This is a genomic window from Streptomyces sp. NPDC050534 (assembly GCF_044457745.1).
Taxonomy (GTDB): Bacteria; Actinomycetota; Actinomycetes; order Streptomycetales; family Streptomycetaceae; genus Streptomyces.
Genome location: NZ_JBITHF010000002.1, coordinates 843,195 through 859,928 on the forward strand (window position 1 = coordinate 843,195; position 16,734 = coordinate 859,928).

At 69.9% G+C, this 16,734-nt stretch carries 11 protein-coding genes and 1 tRNA gene; 9 read left to right on the forward strand and 3 right to left on the reverse strand.

The genetic code is table 11. The features are described 5' to 3' along the window. Positions 1–24 precede the first annotated feature (24 nt). The 3 genes from ACIBN2_RS09535 (at position 25) to ACIBN2_RS09545 (ending at position 3,515) form a co-directional block, all read left to right on the forward strand. Positions 25–1,581: an aldehyde dehydrogenase family protein gene (locus ACIBN2_RS09535; RefSeq protein ID WP_399133656.1), complete on the forward strand. Its 1,557-nt coding sequence runs from the start codon at positions 25–27 to the stop codon at positions 1,579–1,581. Between the two features lie 204 nt (positions 1,582–1,785). Beyond that, positions 1,786–1,873 (forward strand) — tRNA-Leu (locus tag ACIBN2_RS09540). 64 nt (positions 1,874–1,937) lie between these two features. Then, positions 1,938–3,515, forward strand: a complete 1,578-nt coding sequence (locus ACIBN2_RS09545) for an AMP-binding protein (protein WP_399133657.1) — start codon at positions 1,938–1,940, stop codon at positions 3,513–3,515. A gap of 29 nt (positions 3,516–3,544) precedes the next feature. On the opposite strand, the gene ACIBN2_RS09550 is transcribed toward ACIBN2_RS09545, so the two are convergent. Together ACIBN2_RS09550 and ACIBN2_RS09555 are read right to left on the reverse strand one after the other, a co-directional pair. After that, complete coding sequence (locus ACIBN2_RS09550) at positions 3,545–4,651, reverse strand: acyltransferase family protein (RefSeq protein WP_399133658.1); 1,107 nt, start codon at positions 4,649–4,651, stop codon at positions 3,545–3,547. Positions 4,652–5,022: 371 nt separating this feature from the next. Next, a complete protein-coding gene (locus tag ACIBN2_RS09555; RefSeq protein ID WP_384261047.1) occupies positions 5,023–5,478 on the reverse strand; it encodes a tellurite resistance TerB family protein in 456 nt (151 codons plus the stop codon). Between the two features lie 406 nt (positions 5,479–5,884). Here ACIBN2_RS09555 and fusA point away from each other — a divergent pair, with 406 nt between their 5' ends. Next, the gene (gene fusA / locus ACIBN2_RS09560; RefSeq protein WP_399133659.1) at positions 5,885–7,990 is read left to right on the forward strand and encodes an elongation factor G; all 2,106 of its coding nucleotides are present in this window, start codon (positions 5,885–5,887) and stop codon (positions 7,988–7,990) included. A 76-nt stretch (positions 7,991–8,066) separates the two neighbouring features. Here fusA and ACIBN2_RS09565 read toward each other — a convergent pair whose 3' ends face one another. After that, complete coding sequence (locus ACIBN2_RS09565) at positions 8,067–9,845, reverse strand: coagulation factor 5/8 type domain-containing protein (protein WP_399133660.1); 1,779 nt, start codon at positions 9,843–9,845, stop codon at positions 8,067–8,069. Between the two features lie 212 nt (positions 9,846–10,057). Here ACIBN2_RS09565 and ACIBN2_RS09570 point away from each other — a divergent pair, with 212 nt between their 5' ends. The 5 genes from ACIBN2_RS09570 (at position 10,058) to ACIBN2_RS09590 (ending at position 16,702) form a co-directional block, all read left to right on the forward strand. Continuing rightward, positions 10,058–11,374 (forward strand): ABC transporter substrate-binding protein, encoded by a 1,317-nt coding sequence (locus ACIBN2_RS09570; protein WP_399133662.1) that lies wholly within the window; start codon positions 10,058–10,060, stop codon positions 11,372–11,374. Between the two features lie 5 nt (positions 11,375–11,379). Beyond that, entirely contained in the window at positions 11,380–12,369 is a 990-nt protein-coding gene (locus ACIBN2_RS09575) for a carbohydrate ABC transporter permease (RefSeq protein ID WP_399133663.1), read from the forward strand. A 79-nt stretch (positions 12,370–12,448) separates the two neighbouring features. Beyond that, positions 12,449–13,288, forward strand: a complete 840-nt coding sequence (locus ACIBN2_RS09580; RefSeq protein ID WP_399133971.1) for a carbohydrate ABC transporter permease — start codon at positions 12,449–12,451, stop codon at positions 13,286–13,288. 29 nt (positions 13,289–13,317) lie between these two features. Next, entirely contained in the window at positions 13,318–14,682 is a 1,365-nt protein-coding gene (locus tag ACIBN2_RS09585) for a GH1 family beta-glucosidase (RefSeq protein ID WP_399133664.1), read from the forward strand. Positions 14,683–14,824: 142 nt separating this feature from the next. After that, positions 14,825–16,702 (forward strand): discoidin domain-containing protein, encoded by a 1,878-nt coding sequence (locus ACIBN2_RS09590; RefSeq protein WP_399133665.1) that lies wholly within the window; start codon positions 14,825–14,827, stop codon positions 16,700–16,702. Positions 16,703–16,734: the final 32 nt, after the last annotated feature.

Genomic DNA, 16,734 nt, shown 5'->3' on the forward strand with positions numbered 1-16,734 from the left:
GTGCACCGAGAGCGGAGCAACCGAATGGCATCGACCCTCACCACCAACTCCCGGACGCTCAAAGCCGGTACGTCCTGGCAGGACGCCTGGCAGCGCTGCCTCCGCGTCGCCCCCGAGGCGTTCCGGGACGACCGCGTCCTCAACCTCTGGGGCTCCGGCTGGAAGGCGGACGGCCGGGCGCTGCCCGGCACCAGCCCCGTCGACGGCAGCCCCATCGCCGGCCCGCCCCGCCTGGACCGCGACACCGCGCACCAGGCCGTCCGCGCCTCGCTCGACCAGCACCGCGCCTGGCGGCACGTCCCCCTCGAGGAACGCCGCGCCCGCGTCGCGGCCACCCTCGACGCGCTCACCCAGCACCGCGAACTCCTCGCCCTGCTGCTCGTCTGGGAGATCGGCAAGCCCTGGCGGCTCGCGCAGGCGGACGTCGACCGGGCGATCGACGGCGTGCGCTGGTACGTCGACGGCATCGAGCCGATGCTCGACGGCCGGGCCCCGCTGGACGGCCCGGTCTCCAACATCGCGAGCTGGAACTATCCGATGAGCGTGCTCGTCCACGCCATGCTGGTCCAGGCCCTGGCCGGCAACGCGGTGATCGCCAAGACCCCGACCGACGGCGGCGTCGCGTGTCTCACCCTGGCCTGCGCGCTCGCCGCGGGGGAGGGGATCCCGGCCACTCTGGTCAGCGGCAGCGGGGGTGAGCTGTCCCAGGCGCTGGTGCGGGCGCCGGAGATCGGCTGCGTCTCCTTCGTCGGAGGCCGCGACACCGGCGCCGCGGTGGCCACGGCCGTCGCCGACCTCGGCAAGCGCCACGTGCTCGAACAGGAAGGACTCAACACCTGGGGCATCTGGAACTACTCGGACTGGGACGCGCTCGGCGCGGTGATCCCCAAGCTCTTCGACTACGGCAAGCAGCGCTGCACGGCGTACCCGCGCTTCGTCGTCCAGCGGCAGCTGTTCGACGACTTCCTGGCGGCGTACCTCCCGGCGGTGCGCACCCTGAAGGTCGGCCACCCGCTCGCCGTCGAGCGGCCCGACGACCCGTATCCGCAGCTGGACTTCGGGCCGGTCATCAACGCCGCCAAGGCCAAGGAGCTGCGCGACCAGATCGCCGAGGCCATCGCGCGCGGCGCGGTCCCGCTGCACCGCGCCGGTGAGGACGAGGCCCGCTTCCTGCCCGGCCAGGACACCTCGGCGTACGTCCAGCCGGTCACGCTCCTCAATCCGCCGCCGTCGTCACCGCTGCACCACGCGGAGCCGTTCGGCCCGGTCGACACGATCGTCCTGGTCGACACGGAGGCGGAGCTGCTCGCCGCGATGAACGCCTCCAACGGCGCGCTCGTGGCCACCCTGTCCACGGACGACCGGTCCACCTTCGACCGGCTGGCCCCGCAGATCCGCGCGTTCAAGACAGGACACGGCAAGGCCCGCTCCCGCGGTGACCGGGACGAACTGTTCGGCGGCTTCGGGGCGTCCTGGCGGGGCGCCTTCGTCGGCGGCGAACTCCTCGTCCGAGCCGTGACCCAGGGGCCGGCGGGGGAGCGGCTGCCCGGGAACTTCCCGGACTACCACCTCATGCCGTGACGGACGGCCGACGGCCGTAACGGCCCGATCACCGTTGGTGACGCGCTTTCGGCCGGCCTTCCCGGCCGGCCGAAAGCGCGTCGCCGCGGCCGGGACAGGCACCCGGGAAGCACGCGGATATGCAGGTGAAGGGCACTGCGAAACCTTGGTATTGTTGTCCGTGTCGCCGCGGGGAACACCCCCCGTCAAGGCGGCAGACACCTCGTCCGGGTGGCGGAATGGCAGACGCGCTAGCTTGAGGTGCTAGTGCCCTTTATCGGGCGTGGGGGTTCAAGTCCCCCCTCGGACACCAGCCAAGACCCCTGTTGATCAGGGGTCTTTCGCGTTTCGCTGACGCGAGCGGAGGGCCGGAACCGATGATCGAACCGGAGTGGGGGCCTGCCTCGGCCCTGTCGTTCGAGCCGCTCACCCCCGTGTCGTATCTGGACCGGGCCGCGGCGGCGCACGGAGAGCGGATCGCGGTCGTGGACGGCGACCGGCGCTGGTCGTACACGGAGTTCCACGACCGCTGCCGCCGGCTGGCCGGCGTGCTGGCACCTCTCGCGCAGGGCCGGCCGGTCGCGGTGCTCGCGCCCAACACGCACGTACTGCTGGAGGCGAACTTCGGGGTGCCGTGGGCCGGTGTCCCGCTGGTGGCCGTCAACACCCGGCTGTCGGCCGGCGAGATCGCCTACATCCTGCGCCACTGCGAGGCGTCGGTGCTGGTGCACGACCCCCTTTTCGACGACTTGGCCGACGCCGCGGTCGCCGACCTGCCCGAGCCCCCGCACCGGATCCGGGCGGGGGAGCAGTACGAGCGCCTGCTGGCCGGCGCGACCCCGACCGCGATCCGTCCGGAGGACGAGCGGTCTCTGCTGTCGATCAACTACACGTCCGGGACGACCGGACGGCCCAAAGGCGTGATGTACCACCATCGGGGCGCCTATCTGCAGTCGCTGGCCATGGTGGGGCACACCGGGCTGTCGCCGTCCGCGGTGCACCTGTGGACCCTGCCGATGTTCCACTGCAACGGCTGGTGCTTCCCGTGGGCGGTGACCGCGGCGGCGGCCACGCACGTATGCCTGCCGAAGGTCGAACCCGCCGAGGTGTGGCGGCTGTTGCACACGGAGGGAGTGACTCACCTCGAGGGCGCCCCGACGGTGCTGTCGATGCTCGCCCACGCGCCGGACGCCTCGCCGCTCGCGCAGACGGTGAAGGTCGCGACCGGCGGCGCGCCGCCGTCCCCGGCGATCCTGCGGCGGATGGGGGAACTGGGCTTCGACGTCACGCATCTGTACGGGCTGACCGAGACGTTCGGCCCGGCCATGATCTGCGACTGGCGCCCGGAGTGGAACACCCTCGACGACCAGGCCCGGGCCCGTCTCAAGGCGCGCCAGGGCGTCGGCAACATGATCTCGTGCGCGGTGCGCGTGATCGCCGGGGACGGTTCCGACGTTCCCGCGGACGGGACGTCGGTGGGGGAGATCTCGTTGCGCGGCAACAACCTCATGCTCGGCTACTTCAAGGACGAGGAGGCCACCAGGAGGGCCGCACCGGACGGCTGGTTCCGCACCGGCGACCTCGGTGTCGTCCACCCGGACGGATACGTCGAACTGCGCGACCGCAGCAAGGACGTGATCATCTCCGGCGGGGAGAACATCGCCTCGGTCGAGGTCGAGCAGGTCATCGCCGACCATCCGGCCGTCTCGGAGGTCGCGGTCGTCGCGGTACCCGACGAGCGGTGGGGGGAGGTGCCTGCCGCGTACGTGAGCCTGCTGGACGGCGCCGAGGCCACCGAGGCCGAGATCATCGAGTTCGTCCGGACCCGGCTGGCCCGGTTCAAAGCACCCAAGCACGTGGTGTTCGGAGAACTGCCCAAGACGTCCACCGGCAAGATCCAGAAGTTCGTCCTGCGCGATCGGGCCTGGGCCGGCGCGGAACGCAGGATCCGGTAGCGACCCGGCCGGCCGGGGTGGGCGGCTCCTCAGGACAGCCGCAGTTCCTGCGGGTTCCGTCGGAACGCCCAGTCCATCCCCGGCTCGATCACGAAACGGAAGATCCGCCGGACCGGCGGTGTGCACAGAACGGTCACCACCGCGCCGGCGACGAGCGTCACGGTGATCTCGCCGAGCGGGCCGTGGATCCAGGTGGGGTCGTACCAGCCCCAGAACTTCGAGCCCTGGGCGAGGAAGCCGTGCAGCAGATACCCGTAGAGCGTGCCCGCGCCCAGCGCGGTGAACCACAGGCGGCGGCCCGGCACCCAGGACAGGAAGCAGGCGACCAGGACCATCGAGCAGCCGAAGCCGGCGAGCGTCATCAGGGGCCCGTACCAGGCGGGCGCGCCCAGCTCCTGGGCGCTGTCGCGGTGGAAGAACCAGGCGCCGGTCATGCGCGGGGCCGCCCAGTACGACACGGCGAGCGCACCGGCGAGCACCGGCACGGCCAGCGTGCGCACCCGCCAGCGGCGCAGCAGCCGGAAGTGCTCCGGCCGCAGGCACAGGCCGAGCACGAAGTAGGGCAGGAACTGCAGCACACGCTGGAGATCGAGGTCGTTGCCTATGGACGGCGAGACGGACGCCAGCATCGCGATCACGAGCGCCACCGGCAGCGGCCACCGCACGGTCCTCCAGATCGGCGTCGTCAGCCGCCAGACGAACAGCGCGATCAGGAACCACGTCAGATACAGGGGGTCCAGCAGCGTGATGGGCCGGTCCGGGACGCCGTCGGTCCAGCGGGTGAAGAGGGTGTACGCCGTCTCGAAGACGACGTACGGCACCAGGACGCCCGTGACCAGGCGTTTGATCTTCGCCGGACTCGCGTCGAAGCCGCGGGAGAAGTAGCCGGAGATGACGATGAACGCCGGCATGTGGAAGGCGTAGACGAAGTTGTAGAGCGCGGTGACGGTCCGGCTTCCGTCGCGCAGCGGCTCCCACGAATGCCCCATCGCCACCAGCACGATCGCCAGGTACTTCGCGTTGTCGTAGTACGCGTCGCGCCGTTCCGGCCGCTTTTGGCGCCAGCCCCGAGGGGAACCTGTGGCCTCGGGGGACTGTCTTGCCTGAGGTGCGGCTGTGGTCTGAGGATGGGACATCCCACGCGCCTGACCGATTCTCTGCCGCGTAAACCCCTGCCGGGCATCTCACGACGACGGAGCGGCTGATTCGCCGGCGGGGGCCGGGCGAACCGGAGGCCCAGGTGCTCGCCGCCCTGCGGGCCGCCCCGGAACCGGTGCCCGCGGGCCGAGTCCGCGAGCGTCCCGACGGCACCCTCGCCCACACCCGGCGGTCGCCTGCGCGACCCTGCCGCTGTGACCGTCACCGGGTACGCCGCCGCGACGCAGGGACGGTGGCCGCCGGTGCCGCCCTCTCCGCCATGTCCTCGGCGAGCGCGGCGTTCACCATGTTCCCGATCCCCAAGGCGGCGACCCCGTTGTAGCGCGCCAGAGGGCCGCCGGCCGGCGGATCAGAGGTCGAACTCGTGCGGGGGCAGGTCGAGCGTGAAGCACGCCTCCCGCACGACGGCCTGCTCCGTCTTGTCGAAGTCGCCGTCGGCACCGCCGATGACGATGCCGATCTGGATGACGGCACGGGCCTCGGCGGGCTTCTTCTTCGCCTTGGCGACCTCCTGGAGCACGCTGACCTTGCCGAAGGCGAAGTCGGTCGTCAGCTTGTTCAGGTTCTCCTCGAAACGGCGGCGCAGATCGTCGGCGGGGAAGTTCTGCAGGACCTCGTTGGTGGCGATCAACTGGGCCACGCGCTGCCGCTCGGCCGGGTCGATGGTGCCGTCCGCCGCGGCGACCAGGGCGCACATCGCCATGCTCGCGTCGCGGAAGGCACCGCTCTTCAGATCGTTCTTCTTCGCCACGAGCTGGGTCTGCATCGTCGACGCGGATTCCTTGATGCGGTCCCACAGGGCCATGAGAACTCCATGTTGTCGGTGGTCGTAAGAGATCTACAGCATCGTGGAAACTTGCGGCACGGCGGATAAGTTCCGGCCGTTCCAGGAAAGTTCACCGGCTGCGTACCGCTGGAAAATCCGGTGCCCCGCCCCCTCCGCGTTCCCTACACTCGCCACGCACCGTGCGTCGTCGTGACGTGCGGCACGAGTGAGGAGGACGGCTGTGCGCTACCGCACCGATGTCGTCGTCCCCTGCTCGCAGTACGAGGTGATCCTCGTGTCCCCGGCCGTCCGGTGCCCGCCGCGCGGCCGGTACCGGATGCCCGTGACGAACGTCTGACGCGGCCTGCAGTGGTCAACTGCCCCCGTAATCGAGGCCGTTCGCCCGGAATCGCGCTGCCCTTTTTCGATTCTTCGATCATCGACGATGATCACCGATCACCAGAAAGGCCAACGGGCCGTGCGCACCAACACCAACACCACCTCCAACACGCTCGCCGTCGTCCGCAACCTCGGCATCCTCGCCCACGTCGACGCGGGCAAGACCACCGTCACCGAGCGGATCCTGTACGCCACCGGCACCACGCACCGGCGCGGCGAGGTGCACGACGGCACCACCGTCACCGACTACGACCCGCAGGAGCGCGACCGTGGCATCACCATCTTCGCCGCGGCGGTCAGTTGTGCCTGGGACGGCCACCGGATCAATCTGATCGACACCCCGGGACACGTGGACTTCGCCGACGAGGTCGAGCGTTCGCTCCGTGTGCTGGACGGTGCCGTCGCGGTGTTCGACGCGGTGGCCGGGGTGGAGCCGCAGAGCGAGTCCGTGTGGCGGCAGGCGGACCGGCACGGCGTGCCGCGGATCGCGTTCGTCAACAAGCTGGACCGCGCCGGCGCCGACCTCGACGCGGCCGTCGCCTCGATCCGTGAACGGCTGCATCCGGCGCCGCTGGCCGTGCAGTTGCCCATCGGCGCGGAGGACGCCTTCAGGGGTGTCGTCGACCTCGTCCGCATGCGGTCGCTGGTCTGGGCCGACGGCCGTGACACGGCCGTGGAGGGGCCGGTGCCGGAGGAGCTGCGCGAGGAGGCGCGGCGGCGTCGGCGGCTCCTGGAGGAGGCGGTGGCGGAACTGCACACCGGTGCGCTGGAGGAGTTCTGCGCGCGGTCGGCCCTCTCCGCGCCGACGCTGGCCGCCGCCCTGCGCGACGTGACGCGCACCGGCGACGGCGTGGTGGTGCTGTGCGGTTCGGCCTACCGTAACCGCGGCATCGAGCCGCTGCTCGACGCGGTGGTCTCGTACCTGCCCTCGCCGCTCGACGTGCCCGCCGTCCGCGGCGTGCACGACGGTACGGAGCAGGAGCGGGCGGCCGATCCGCAGGCGCCGTTCGCGGCGCTGGCGTTCAAGGTGAACGCCACCTCGACGGGGCGGCTGACGTACCTGCGGGTCTATTCGGGAACGATCGGGAAGGGGGATACCGTGTGGGACGCGGGTGCGCGCCGCAGCGAGCGGATCGGGCGAATCCTCAGGGTGCAGGCCGACCGGCACGCACAGGTGGACCGTGCGGTCGCCGGGGACATCGTCGCCGTGATCGGGCTGAAGTCCGCCCGCGCCGGCTCGACCCTCTGCGATCCCGGGGCGCCGCTCGTCCTCGAACCTCCCGGCGTCACCGAGCCGGTGGTGTCCGTGGCGGTCGAGGCGCGCCGGGCCGCCGACACCGACAAGCTGGTGTCGGCCCTCGCGCGGCTGGCCGAGGAGGACCCGTCGCTGGTCGTGCGGACGGATCCCGAGACGGGCCAGACGGTGCTGTCCGGGATGGGTGAACTGCACCTCGAGGTGGCGGCGGAGAAGCTCCGGCTCTCCCACGGGCTGGAGGTCAACGTCGGGCGTCCCAGGGTGAGTTACCGTGAGACGGTCGGCCGCGGGGTGTCCGGGCTGGTCTTCCGGCACGTCAAACAGGACGGTGGGGCAGGGCAGTTCGCCCATGTCGTCCTCGATGTCGAGCCGCTCGACGGCGGGTTCGAGTTCCGCTCGGCCGTCGTCGGTGGCCGGGTGCCGCAGGAGTACGTCCGCGCGGTCGAGGCCGGCTGCCGGGACGCCCTCGCCGAGGGACCCCTCGGCGGGCACCCGGTGACCGGGCTGCGGGTCACCCTCACCGACGGGGCGACCCATGTGAAGGACTCCTCGGAGACCGCCTTCCGCACGGCGGGCAGGCTCGGTCTGCGCGAGGCGCTGCGCGCCTGCGCGATGGTCCTCCTGGAGCCGGTCGTCGAGGTCACGGTCACCGTGCCCGAGGACGCCGTCGGCGGCGTGCTCGGCGACCTCGCCGCCCGTCGCGGCCGGGTCTCCGGCTCCACGGCAAGCGGTGGCGCGGCGCTCGTCACGGCATCCGTCCCGCTGGCCGAACTCTTCGGCTACGCGACGCGGTTGCGCAGCCGGACACAGGGCCGCGGCACGTTCACGGCCCGGCCGGCCGGTTACGCGCCGGCGCCGGCAGCGGAGTCGGCGCCGGCAGGGGCGTCGGTGAAGTGACCGGTCGCCGTTCGTGAGGCCGGTGCGGTGACCGGCGGGGCGGCCCCGTCCTCATACGGACGGGGCCGCCCTCGGCTCACGGGTAGGACACCACCGTGGACGGTGTCGTCGACGTGCCCGACGTCGGCGCGCCGGTCTCGTTGATGACGTGCTCGTACTGGCCCTGTCCGCCCAGCGAGACCACCAGCAGGTTGTGGAACTTCACCCCCGGCTTGTTCGGCGCGGCGAAGCCGTTGTGCTGCACGATCGTCGGGTCGACGTTGTAGTAGCAGTAACTTCCCAGCCCCCAGCCCTCGTGCGCGGTGACCGAGTCGCCGACCTTGTAGGCGGCGTAGCCCTTCACCGAGCCGTTCTGGATCGCGGCCTGGTTCGGGGCGTCGTAGGCCTTCTCGTTCTGGAAGAAGATCGTGCGGCCCCGCTGGCCGTTCCACTGCACGTCGTACTTGTTGAAGTGCTCCACGAACAGGCCGGTGCAGAGCACGTCGTCACCGTTGACGACGATGCCGTAGTCGGCCCGGTTGGTGTCCCAGCCGACGCCCGTGCCGTGGTCGGCGCGCCATACCCAGGTGTGGTCGACGATGGTGTGCCTGCTGTTGATGACCATGCTGGTGGTGGCCTTGCCGGCGCCCGCGCCGCCGATGCGCACGAACACGTCCTGGACGGTGGTCGGGTTGGCGGAGTGGTCCTTGGAGGCGCCCTTCGGGCCGACCTCCAGCAGGGTGGCGGAGTTGACCGGCCCGGCGTCGATGAGGAATCCCGCCAGGCGTACGCCGTCGACGTCGGAGACCCTGAGGGCCGTAACCCCGTTGTCGGGTACGAGCGTTGCGTAACCCAGGCCCAGGACCACGGTGTTGGGCCTGGTGACCTGGATCGGCTGGTCGAGGTGGTAGACGCCCGGCGTCAGCAGCAGGTGAAGTCCTTGAGCGAGCGCCTGGTTGAGGGTCGCCGCGGTGACGCCCGGCTTGGCGACGTAGAACCGCGACAGCGGCAGCGACGTGCCCCTGGGCGTGCCGTTGCCCCAGGTCACTCCGCGGGCGTTCGTCCTCTTCTCCGGCAGGAAGACGCGGTACTCGCTGCCGCTGAGGTGCAGGAAGGGCTTCTCACGGGAGACCGGGGTGGTGTCGAGCGTGGTGTACGGCGGGTTGGGGAAGCTCTGCGCGGGGGCGCCCTCGACGCCCGAGAACACCATGTTCCACACGCCGTTGAGCCAGCTGCCGATCGCGCTGTCGCGGGTGTACCACTGCTGCTGCGAGTACGGCCCGACCTGGCCGTCGACGCGGCTGTCGGCGATGTAGCCGCCGCTGGCCCAACCGTAGCCCGTGGGCGAGAGGTTGAGGCCGCCGCGGACGTGCATACGGCGGAACGGGGCCGCCTGCGCGACCGCCCACCGGTTGGTGCCGTTCGCCGGGACCAGGGCCAGGTTCTCCGCCGAACGCCAGAAGTTCTGCGTGGCGTTGCCGTTGAACCAGCCCGCGTCGACCGTGACGTCCCCGTTGATGGTCGTGTCGTCGGGGGAGAGGCCGAGGCCCGCGATGGAGGTGTAGAAGCCGAGTTGGGCGTTGAGGCCGCTGTACGAGCCGGGCTTGAAGAGCAGGGCGTAGCGGCCGGTGCCGAACTGGGCGGACTCCTGCTGCTTGAAGACCTCGTCCAGCTTGGCCTGGATGCCGGCCGTGGACGGGTCGAAGACCAGGACGTTCGGGCCGAGGTCGCCGCCACCGGGCAGGAGGCGCGGCTTCTTCGGCCGTTTCTTCGGCCGCGGGGCGGCGGAGGCCGGGGCGGACAGGCCCAGCACCACCGGCGCGGAGGCGGCTGCGGCGCCGAGGACGGTTCTACGGCCTATGTCAGGCAGGGGCATGTGGCGGCTCTCCTGTTCAGGAAGTGAACGGGGTGGGGCTTTGGGAGCGCTCTCTCGCCGGTGAATGCTTCAACTATCCGAAGGAGTGCGTCAAGGGGTACGACCGGAGTTCCACAAGCGTTGCCGCACCCCTTGACTAGGCCATCTCCTGAGGTTTAACTCACGTCCTAAATTAAGACGTGAGTGCAACCCCTGAAGGGACACCCAGAGCCATGCGCAGCATCCGAGCCGCGGCCGTAGGCGCCGTCACCATGTCACTCGCCCTAGCCGCCACGGCCTGCGGAGGCGGTTCGTCCAGCGGCGGCGGTTCCAACGACTCGCCGAAGACGCTCACCTACTGGGCCTCCAACCAGGGCGCGAGCATCGCCGTGGACAAGAAGGTCCTGCAGCCCGAACTCGACAAGTTCGAGAAGCAGACGGGCATCAAGGTCAAGCTGGAGGTCGTCCCCTGGTCCGACCTGCTCAACCGGATCCTCACCGCGACCACCTCCGGGCAGGGCCCCGACGTCCTGAACATCGGCAACACGTGGAGCGCCTCGCTGCAGGCCACCGGTGCCCTGCTGCCGTGGGACGCCAAGAACTTCGGCAAGATCGGCGGCAAGGACCGCTTCGTGGACTCGGCCCTCGGCTCGACGGGCGCCGAGGGCAAGGACCCGGCCGCGGTCCCGCTGTACTCGATGGCCTACGCCCTCTACTACAACAAGCAGATCTTCGCCGACGCCGGCATCAGCAAGCCGCCGGCCACCTGGGACGAGCTGATCGCGGACGGCAAGAAGATCAAGGCGAAGGGCAAGTCGCCGCTGGGCGCCGAGGGCGCCAACGTCTCGGAGAACATCCACCACGTCTTCGTCTTCGCCAAGCAGCACGGCGGCGACTTCTTCACCGCCGACGGCAAGCCCGACTTCACCAACCCCAAGGTGGTCGACGCGGTCAAGCAGTACGTCGACCTGATGGCCAAGGACAAGGTCATCCCGACCGGCGACGCCGAGTACGCGCAGAACCAGTCGGTGAGCGACTTCGCCAAGGGCAAGCAGGCCATGCTGCTGTGGCAGTCGGCCGCCGCCAACCTCAAGTCGCAGGGCATGAGCGAGAGTTCGTACGGCATCGCGCCCGTGCCCGTGCAGTCCGGCGCTCCGGGCACCGGTGCCCAGGTCAACTCGATGGTCGCGGGCATCAACCTCGCCGTCTTCAAGAACAGCCACAACATGGACGGCGCCACGAAGTTCGTGAAGTTCATGACCAGTGACGCCGAGCAGAAGATCCTCAACACGGCCTACAGCTCCATCCCGCCGGTCAAGGGCGCGCAGTCGGACGCCGCGTTCAACTCCGCCTCCAACGCCGTGCTGAAGCAGACCCTCGCGACGAGCGCATCGGCGCTGCCGCAGGTCGCCGACGAGTCGCAGTTCGAGACCGCGGTCGGTACGGCGGTCAAGGACCTGTTCGCCGACGCGGCCGCCGGACGCGCGGTCACCACCGACTCGGTGAAGGCGAAGCTCGAGAAGGCCCAGCAGCAGATGCCGGCGAAGTGAGCCCGATGACCACCACGACCCTCAAGGAGCCGGTGAGGGGGAGTGCCCCCGGGGCGGAGCCGCGCGAACGGCGTCGCCGCCCCGGGCGGATACGCCGGATCGGGCTCCCGTACCTGCTTCTCCTGCCCGCCCTGCTTCTCGAACTCCTGGTCCATCTCGTGCCGATGGTCATCGGCATCGTGATGAGCTTCAAGGAGCTCACGCAGTTCTACATCCGCGACTGGGGCTCCGCGCCCTGGACGGGCCTCGGCAACTACAAGGTGTCGGTGGACTTCGACGCCCCCGTCGGCGAGGCACTGCTGCACTCCTTCTTCGTCACGGTCGGCTTCACCCTGCTGTCGGTCGGCCTGTGCTGGCTGATCGGCACGACGGCGGCGATCTACATGCAGGACACCTTCCGCGGGCGCGGCCTGCTGCGGGCCCTGTTCCTGGTGCCGTACGCGCTGCCGGTCTACGCGGCCGTCATCACCTGGGTGTTCATGTTCCAGCACGACAACGGCCTGGTGAACCACGTCCTGCACGACCAGCTGCACCTCACGGACAAGCCGTCCTTCTGGCTGATCGGCGACAACAGCTTCTACGCGCTGCTGATCGTGCACGTGTGGAAGGGCTGGCCGTTCGCCTTCCTCATCGTCATGGCGGGACTGCAGAACATCCCGAAGGAGCTGTACGAGGCGGCCGCGCTGGACGGCGCCGGCATGCTCCAGCAGATCCGCCGGATCACCCTGCCGTCCCTGCGGCCGGTCAACCAGGTGCTGGTCCTGGTGCTGTTCCTGTGGACGTTCAACGACTTCAACACGCCGTACGTCCTGTTCGGCAAGGCCGCACCCGAGGCCGCGGACCTCATCTCGGTCCACATCTACCAGGCGTCCTTCGTCACCTGGAACTTCGGCACCGGCTCCGCGATGTCCGTGCTCCTGCTGCTGTTCCTGCTCGTCGTGACCGGCGTGTACCTGGTGCTCACCTCACGCGGACGGAGGACCGGAGATGTCTGAGTCGCTGCGGATGCCGAAGTCGAGGCGGCTGTCCACGTCGAGGCCGCTGTCCACGTCGAGGTCGGCGTCCAAGTCGCCCATGGCGATGCCGAGTTCGTTCATCTGGTCCCGGCGTGTCTTCCTCACCCTGCTCACCGGCTTCGTGCTGATCCCGGTGTACGTCATGGTCTCCAGCTCGCTGAAGCCGCTCGCGGACGTCACGGGCAAGTTCCGCTGGCTGCCCAGCGGCCTGACGATCCGGCCGTACATCGACATCTGGTCGACCGTCCCGCTCGCGAAGTACTTCATGAACTCGCTGATCGTGGCGGTGTCCGCGACGGTCTGCTCGGTGGTGGTCGCGGTCTTCGCCGCCTACGCCGTCAGCCGCTACAGCTTCCGTGGCAAGCGGGTCTTCACCGTCACCGTGCTGTCCACCCAGATGTTCCCGGGCATCCTCTTCCTCCTCCCGTTGTTCCTGCTCTACGTCAACATCGGCAACGCGACGGGCATCGCCCTGTTCGGCTCGCGCGGCGGCCTGATCCTCACCTACCTCACCTTCTCCCTGCCGTTCTCGATCTGGATGCTCATCGGGTACTTCGACTCGGTGCCGCGCGACCTGGACGAGGCGGCGCTGGTGGACGGCTGCGGACCGCTGGGCGCCCTCTTCCGGATCGTCGTGCCGGCCGCCATCCCGGGCATCGTCGCCGTCGCCGTCTACGCCTTCATGACCGCCTGGGGCGAGGTGCTGTTCGCCTCCGTCATGACCAACGACGCCACGCGCACCCTGGCCGTCGGCCTCCAGGGCTACTCCACTCTCAACGACGTCTACTGGAACCAGATCATGGCCGCCTCGCTGGTCGTCAGCGTGCCCGTGGTGGCCGGCTTCCTGCTGCTCCAGCGCTATCTCGTCGCCGGGCTGACGGCGGGCGCCGTCAAGTGACCAACTCCCATCGCTTTGAGAGGACTTCCGTGTCCGACCGCATCGACCTCGCCGCCTTCCCCCACGACTTCCTGTGGGGAACGGCCACAGCGGCGTACCAGATCGAGGGAGCCGCCGCGGAGGACGGCCGCGCCCCGTCGATCTGGGACACCTACTCCCACACGCCCGGCAAGGTGGCAGGCAACGACAACGGCGACGTCGCCTGTGACCATTACCACCGCTGGCGCGAGGACATCGGTCTGATGCGTCAACTGGGCGCCAACGCCTACCGGTTGTCGGTCGCCTGGCCGCGGGTGATGCCGGGCGGCGACGGCCCGGTGAACCCCAAGGGCCTCGCCTTCTACGACGAGTTGATCGACGCCCTGCTGCAGGCGGGCATCACCCCGTCCGTCACCCTCTACCACTGGGACCTGCCGCAGGCCCTCCAGGACCGCGGCGGCTGGCCCGAGCGGGACACCGCCCTCGCGTTCGCCGAGTACGCCTCGGTGGTGGCCGAACGCCTCGGCGACCGCGTCACCCACTGGGCGACGCTCAACGAACCGCTCTGCTCGGCCTGGATCGGCCACCTGGAAGGCAGGATGGCGCCCGGCCTGACCGACCTGACGGCCGCCGTCCGCGCCTCCTACCACCTGCTGCTCGGCCACGGTCTCGCCGTCGACGCGATCCGCGCCGCGGCCCCGTCCGCCCAGGTCGGCATCGTCACCAACCTCTCCACGGTGCACGCCGCCACCGACCGCGACGAGGACGTGGCGGCCGCCCGCCGGCAGGACGGCCACATCAACCGCTGGTGGCTGGACCCGGTGTACGGCCGCGGCTTCCCGGCCGACATGCGTGAGGTGTACGGTGTCGAACTGCCCGAGCATGAGGGCGACTTGGCGAAGATCGCCGCGCCGCTCGACTGGCACGGCCTGAACTACTACATGCCGTCCACCGTTGCCGACGACCCCTCGGCCCCGGCGCCCCACGTCCGCTCCGTACGCAGCCTCGGCGTCCCGCGCACCGGCATGGACTGGGAGATCGACGCGAACGGCATCGAGACGCTCCTGCTGCGCCTCACCGACGAGTACCCCGTCCGCAGGCTGTACGTCACCGAGAACGGCTCCGCCTACCCGGACGTCGTACGCCCCGACGGAACGGTCGACGACCCGGAGCGCCAGGACTACCTCGAGCGCCACCTCGCCGCCTGCGCCTCGGCCATCCGCAAGGGCGTCCCGCTGGCCGGCTACTTCGCCTGGTCGCTGCTCGACAACTTCGAGTGGGCGTACGGCTACGACAAGCGGTTCGGGCTGGTCCACGTGGACTACCGGACACAGGTCCGCACGATCAAGGGGACCGGGTACCGGTACGCGGACATCATCCGCGCCCACCGGAACCGGGCACGCCGGGCGGCCTGACACATACCGCGGTGGGCGCAGCCCAGGGGAGCTTGCGCCCACCGCGCCGTTCGTTGATCTGCCGTGTGATCCGCCATGTGATCCATCACGCACGCGCGCACATCTGTCATGTACGCAACATCAACGACCCCAGGAGAGCCGCATGCCATCCCGTCTACCCCGCACGCTCCTGGCCGCCCTCGCGACGGCGGTCCTGCTGTCCCCGGGCATCACGGCGCTCGCCGCACCGGCGTCGGCCGCGGCAGCCGCCGCGACCTGGGACACCGACCGGGCGAACGCCGCGTACGCGGCGAACCCCGCCGCCGTCACCGCCTCCGGCAGCGAGAACGGCGGCACCGCACCCGGCCTCGCCTTCGACGGCGACGGTGCCACCCGCTGGTCCAGCAACTTCGCCGACGACGCCTGGATCCGCATCGATCTGGGCAGCACGATCCGGATCGACCGGGTGGTCCTCGACTGGGAGGCCGCCTACGGCAAGAGATACGTACTGGACGTCTCGGCGGACGGCACGAACTGGACCCCGTTCTACACGGAGACGGCCGGCACGGGCGGCTCGGTCACCGCGAGCACGTACCCGCAGGAAGTGACCGGCCGTTACGTCCGCATGCGGGGCATCGAACGCGCCACGCCGTACGGCTACTCGCTGTACTCCTTCAAGGTCTACGGCGGCGAGCCGGCCCCCGCGTCGACGACCCGCACGAACCTCGCCCTGAACCACCCCGCATACTCCAATTACTACCAGCACGCGGGCAATTCACCGGCGTTCGTCACGGACGGCGGTTGGCCCGCGAACCTGAAGGACGACGCGACCCGCTGGTCCAGCGACTGGAACGCCGACCGCTGGGTCTCGGTGGACCTGGGCGCCACGTCCACGATCTCCTCGGTGGACCTGTACTGGGAGGCGGCCTACGCGGTCGACTACGAACTCCAGGTCTCGGACGACAACCGCACCTGGCACACGGTCTACGAGCCCTCGGCGGCGGAGATCGCCGGCCGCCGCGCGAACGTCAAATCCCCGTCGGAGGCGGTGGGCATACACGACACAGTGAACCTCCCCGCCCCTGTGACCGGCCGCTACGTCCGCATGCTCGGCAAGGAACGCCGCAGCTTCTACAACCCGGCGCCCGCCACGGCCCAATTCGGCTACTCCCTCTACGAGTTCCAGGTGTGGGGCACGGGAGGCAGCGCGTCGGCGGCGTACCCGGCCCTGCCGGGGGACCAGCCGGGCACGTATCAGACGACGTTCTTCGACGACTTCACCGGCACGACACCGGACCGCAGCAAGTGGCGAGTGGTGCGCACCGGCACCGAGATGGGCTCGGTCAACGGAGAGTCGCAGGCGTACGTCGACTCACCGGACAACGTCCGCACGCAGAACGGCGAGTTGGTGCTGAACGCGAAGTACTGCAAGGGCTGCACGAAGGCGGGCGGCGCCGCGTACGACTTCACGTCGGGCCGCGTCGACACCAACACGAAGTTCGACTTCACGTACGGCCGGGTCAGCGCCCGTATGAAACTCCCGGTCGGCGACGGCTTCTGGCCCGCCTTCTGGCTGCTCGGCTCCAACGTCGACGACCCCTCGGTGTCCTGGCCCGCCTCCGGCGAGACCGACATCATGGAGAACATCGGCTACCCGGACTGGACCAGCAGCTCCCTGCACGGTCCCGGCTACTCGGCCGACGGCAACATCGGCACCCGCCAGACCTTCCCCGCCGGCGGCACGATCGCCCAGTGGCACACGTACGCCGTCGAATGGACCCCCACGGCGATGCGCTTCTACGTCGACGACCATCTGATCCAGGAGACGACCCGCAACAAGGTCGAGTCGACGCGGGGGCAGTGGGTCTACGACCACGACCAGTACGTGATCCTGAACCTGGCGTTGGGCGGGGCGTATCCGGCCGGCTGGAACCAGGTGACCAGTCCCTATTGGGGGTTGCCGCAGTCGAGCGTGGACAGGGTTGCGGGTGGGGGAGTGCAGGCTGAGGTTGACTGGGTGCGGGTGGAGCAGAAGCGGTAGTCCGCACGCCCGAGGAAAGGTGCGCTGCGTTG

What these genes read in the sequence shown, in the direction of transcription:
- ACIBN2_RS09535 (WP_399133656.1), top strand. Translation starts at nt 25, where the DNA reads ATGGCATCGACCCTCACCACCAACTCCCGGACGCTCAAAGCCGGTACG.
- ACIBN2_RS09545 (WP_399133657.1), top strand. Translation starts at nt 1,938, where the DNA reads ATGATCGAACCGGAGTGGGGGCCTGCCTCGGCCCTGTCGTTCGAGCCG.
- ACIBN2_RS09550 (WP_399133658.1), bottom strand. Translation starts at nt 4,651, where the DNA reads ATGTCCCATCCTCAGACCACAGCCGCACCTCAGGCAAGACAGTCCCCC.
- ACIBN2_RS09555 (WP_384261047.1), bottom strand. Translation starts at nt 5,478, where the DNA reads ATGGCCCTGTGGGACCGCATCAAGGAATCCGCGTCGACGATGCAGACC.
- fusA (WP_399133659.1), top strand. Translation starts at nt 5,885, where the DNA reads ATGATCACCGATCACCAGAAAGGCCAACGGGCCGTGCGCACCAACACC.
- ACIBN2_RS09565 (WP_399133660.1), bottom strand. Translation starts at nt 9,845, where the DNA reads ATGCCCCTGCCTGACATAGGCCGTAGAACCGTCCTCGGCGCCGCAGCC.
- ACIBN2_RS09570 (WP_399133662.1), top strand. Translation starts at nt 10,058, where the DNA reads ATGCGCAGCATCCGAGCCGCGGCCGTAGGCGCCGTCACCATGTCACTC.
- ACIBN2_RS09575 (WP_399133663.1), top strand. Translation starts at nt 11,380, where the DNA reads ATGACCACCACGACCCTCAAGGAGCCGGTGAGGGGGAGTGCCCCCGGG.
- ACIBN2_RS09580 (WP_399133971.1), top strand. Translation starts at nt 12,449, where the DNA reads ATGGCGATGCCGAGTTCGTTCATCTGGTCCCGGCGTGTCTTCCTCACC.
- ACIBN2_RS09590 (WP_399133665.1), top strand. Translation starts at nt 14,825, where the DNA reads ATGCCATCCCGTCTACCCCGCACGCTCCTGGCCGCCCTCGCGACGGCG.